This is a genomic window from Arthrobacter sp. Y3221157, from assembly GCF_059089865.1.
The window spans coordinates 1-2671 of sequence record NZ_JBNHFD010000173.1; the positions used below are offsets into that span (position 1 = coordinate 1).

Here is a 2671-nt window from a genome sequence, read left to right on the forward strand (position 1 = left end):
GCCGCGCACCGGGGACCCGGACCGGGTCCGTTGGTTGGATGCGATCATCCGCGGCGCACCCTTGGCGGTATGGACGACGGCGGCAGGCCGGGACCCGGCAGGCACGCTCGCCCTGCTGGAGGCGGAACCACGCATTATCGATGCGATCAGCGCCACCGCGGTCCTCAGGGAAGAGCCGGAGTGGGCACGCGCCCTGCTGGGTGTCCGCACAGACCCGCGGCTCCTGTCCTGCCTGCCCCCTGAAGAACGCGAGCGGTGGCTGCTGCAGCACCTGCGGTCCGGCGGCATCCAGCCGGTGGCGCTGGTTCAGCTGCTCCGCGACCTTCCAACGCCCTGGGGTGCGCCGCTCGCCGGAGCTGTCCTTGAGGTCATCGCCCGCAAGGAGAACGGTTACGTGGCGGGCCTGCTGGCTTCCATCCTGCCGGCTGCGCTTCCGCCGGAGGCCGCCGACGAGTGCCGGCGCCTGCTCGCGCGTCCCGACGACGACGGTTCGCGGCGGCGTGTCCTGCGGGACGCCGTCCAGTACCTTTCATTCCGACAATCACTGACGGAGGCTTTTCCATGACCGATGCCCAGGCACCCGCCGACATTGTCCGCGCCCACGCCGAGGACGCCTACGCCAGGGAACTGGAGGCACTGGCCGCCGCCGACGACCGGCCCCGCCCGCCCAGCTGGCGGCTCTCCCCCTGGGCCGTCACCACGTACATCCTTGGCGGCACCCTGCCCAATGGGGTGGAGATCACCCCCAAGTACCTCGGTTCGTCCCGGCTGGTGGAGATCGCGGTGGCGTCCCTGGCCACCGACCGGGCACTGTTGTTGCTGGGCGTGCCGGGCACGGCGAAGACCTGGCTGGGCGAGCACCTCTCAGCAGCAATCTCCGGCTCCTCCACGCTGGTGGTGCAGGGAACCGCTGGGACGCCGGAGGAAGCCCTGCGCTACGGCTGGAACTATGCGCGGCTGCTCGCCGACGGCCCGTCGCGCGAGGCCCTTGTCCCCGGGCCCGTGATGCGGGGCATGGAGTCCGGAAGCCTGGTCCGGGTCGAGGAGCTGACCAGGATTCCGTCGGACGTGCAGGATTCATTGATCACGATTCTCAGCGAGAAGACGCTTCCCATTCCCGAGTTGGACGCCGAAGTGCAGGCGCGGAAGGGCTTCAACATCATTGCAACGGCCAACAACCGGGACAAGGGCGTCAACGACCTGTCCTCCGCGTTGCGCCGGCGGTTCAACACGGTGGTGCTTCCGCTTCCCGACACCATCGACCAGGAGGTGGAAATCGTCACCGCACGGGTCCGTGCCCTGGGCAGTGCGCTTGAACTGCCGGCGGACCTCGCGGAGCTCTCGGAGATCCGGAGGGTGGTTACGGTGATGCGGGAGCTCCGGGCCGGCGTGACGCAGGACCAGCGCACCACCATCAAGTCGCCGTCGGCCACCCTGTCCACGGCGGAAGCCATCTCGGTGATGACGAACGGCCTGTCCCTGGCTGCCCATTTCGGTGACGGCACTGTCCGGGCCGGGGACGTGGCCGCAAGCCTGGTGGGTGCCGTGATCAAGGATCCGGTGCAGGACCGGGTCATCTGGCAGGAGTACCTCGAAACAGTGGTCCGCAACCGCCCCGACTGGAAGGACCTTTACCGGGCCTGCCGCGACCTCGATTCCTCCAACTAGCCGAATGACAGACGTCCACGTCTTGGGAATCCGGCACCACGGTCCGGGATCCGCCCGGTCCGTCGCCGAGGCCCTGGCCGAGCTACGGCCCGGCCTGGTCATGGTGGAGGGTCCTCCGGAACTTGACCAGGTCCTTCCCCTGCTCGCCGACCCTGACATGGTGCCGCCTGTAGCCGGACTGATCTACGCCCAGGACGAGCCCCGGCTGGCGTCCTTCTACCCGCTGGCCGGCTTCTCCCCGGAATGGGTGGCCATCCGCTGGGCCCTGTCCACCGGGGCTCAGGTCCGGGCCATGGACCTCCCGGCGGCCAACACGTTCGCGCGCCGCATCGCGGATGTGCCCGAGGGCCTTCCGGCCGGCTCCGACGGCTCGTACCGGCCGGACGCGATCGCGATGCTTGCTGAGGCAGCCGGCTACAGCGATGCCGAACGGTGGTGGGAAGACGCGGTTGAGCATCGGAACGGCGGACCCCTTGACCGGTTCCTTGCCATCACTGATGCCATTGCGGAGATCCGCGCGGGGGATCCAAGGCCGGAGGGGCATCCGGATGTGGTGGAGAACAGCCTGCGCGAGGCCGCCATGCGGCGGGTGTTGCGCGCCGCTATCCGCGAGGGGCATCGAAGCGTGGCGGTGGTGTGCGGCGCCTACCACGCGCCCGCGCTGGTGCCGCACAACTTCCCTCCGGCCACGGCAGACAACAAGCTCCTGTCCGGATTGCCCAGAGCCAAGGTCACTGCCACATGGGTGCCGTGGACCTCTGACCGCCTGAGCTTCCGCAGCGGATACGGTGCCGGGGTCACGGCCCCCGGCTGGTACCAGCACCTTTTCAACCACTGGATGGTCCGGGACGGGGGCACCGATGTGGCCACCACCTGGCTCGTTCGGGTGGCCCACGCCCTGCGCCGGGAAAACCTTGGCGCCTCCACCGCTTCCGTGGTGGAGGCAAGCCGGCTTGCCGCTGCCCTGGCCACCGTTCGGGGCCGGCCCAGCCCCGGACTGGCC

At 69.5% G+C, this 2671-nt stretch carries 3 protein-coding genes; all 3 read left to right on the plus strand.

Going from position 1 to position 2671, the window contains the following annotated elements:
* A partial coding sequence (locus tag AC5RTT_RS20355) for a DUF5691 domain-containing protein (protein ID WP_494146677.1) occupies positions 1-565 on the plus strand: 565 nt, incomplete at its 5' end.
* Positions 562-1668 (plus strand): ATP-binding protein, encoded by a 1107-nt coding sequence (locus tag AC5RTT_RS20360; RefSeq protein WP_494052232.1) that lies wholly within the window; start codon positions 562-564, stop codon positions 1666-1668. The genes AC5RTT_RS20355 and AC5RTT_RS20360, both read left to right, overlap by 4 nt.
* Before the next feature lie 4 nt (positions 1669-1672).
* A partial coding sequence (locus AC5RTT_RS20365) for a DUF5682 family protein (protein ID WP_494146678.1) occupies positions 1673-2671 on the plus strand: 999 nt, incomplete at its 3' end.